Raw genomic sequence first — 850 nt, 5'->3', positions numbered from 1 at the left:
CTATAACCGGCTTATCATTCCAGGTTTTTTTCGTAGGGTATGCATCATCAAAGTAGCCAATAAAATTGTATTTATCGTAATCTACGTTGATTGCCTCTATTAGGCATTCAACCTCTTTACCGAGGCCACCTGCTCCAAATATTGTAATATCCTCTTTCATTTAATTGATGTTATTACTCTTGCAGGGTTGCCGACAACACATGCTCCGTCTGGCACATCATTTACCACAACTGCTCCCGCCCCTACGAGAGCCCATGCACCAATTTTAACGTTAGGAATTACTACCGCCCCAGCACCAATAAGCGTACCTTCTCCTACTGTGACTCCACCGCATAATGTAGTATTTGGTGCTATATGTGAATAATCTCCAATAATACAGTCATGGTCTACACTTGATGACGTATTTATTATCGCATGATTTCCTATTAAACTGTCGATATTTATGATAGCTCCTGCCATCACTACACTTCCCTCTCCTATTCTTATATTTTTCGCAAGCACCGCACTTGGGTGAATCGCCTTACCGTAACTATTATTTTTAAATTTTTCTGACAGTTTTTTTCTTATAGAATTATCACCAATGGAAATTATCAGTTGGTCCTCATCTTTAATTTGAGATTCAGGATATACATTATGGCCCAAAAGAGACTCTAATTGTTCGTTTTTATCATAGAATCCCTGAACCTTTTGACTATTGAGCCTTAAAATATCAAAAATTACTTTGCCGTGACCACTAGCACCTACTAAATACATTTTGAAAGCTATTTAGTTTTTCCTTTAAACTTTTCCATGGTTACATGATCTTTACTACTGACACCCTCGGCTTTTAAAACCTTTAAAACGGTCAAAA

The 850-nt window shown here is 37.4% G+C and carries 2 protein-coding genes; both read right to left on the bottom strand.

Annotated features, from left to right (window positions below; translation table 11 throughout):
- Nucleotides 1-160: PglD-related sugar-binding protein (locus tag E1176_RS21445; RefSeq protein ID WP_484494449.1), on the bottom strand; the 160-nt coding region annotated here is incomplete at its 3' end.
- Nucleotides 157-753, bottom strand: a complete 597-nt coding sequence (locus E1176_RS00535) for an acetyltransferase (protein ID WP_155208640.1) — start codon at nucleotides 751-753, stop codon at nucleotides 157-159. The genes E1176_RS00535 and E1176_RS21445, both read right to left, overlap by 4 nt.
- Between the last annotated feature and the right edge of the window lie 97 nt (nucleotides 754-850).

This window comes from Fulvivirga aurantia (genome assembly GCF_009711475.1).
In the GTDB taxonomy this organism is placed as follows: domain Bacteria; phylum Bacteroidota; class Bacteroidia; order Cytophagales; family Cyclobacteriaceae; genus Fulvivirga; species Fulvivirga aurantia.
This window is presented reverse-complemented; position numbering and strand designations above follow the sequence as displayed.

What these genes read in the sequence shown, in the direction of transcription:
- E1176_RS00535 (WP_155208640.1), bottom strand. Translation starts at nt 753, where the DNA reads ATGTATTTAGTAGGTGCTAGTGGTCACGGCAAAGTAATTTTTGATATT.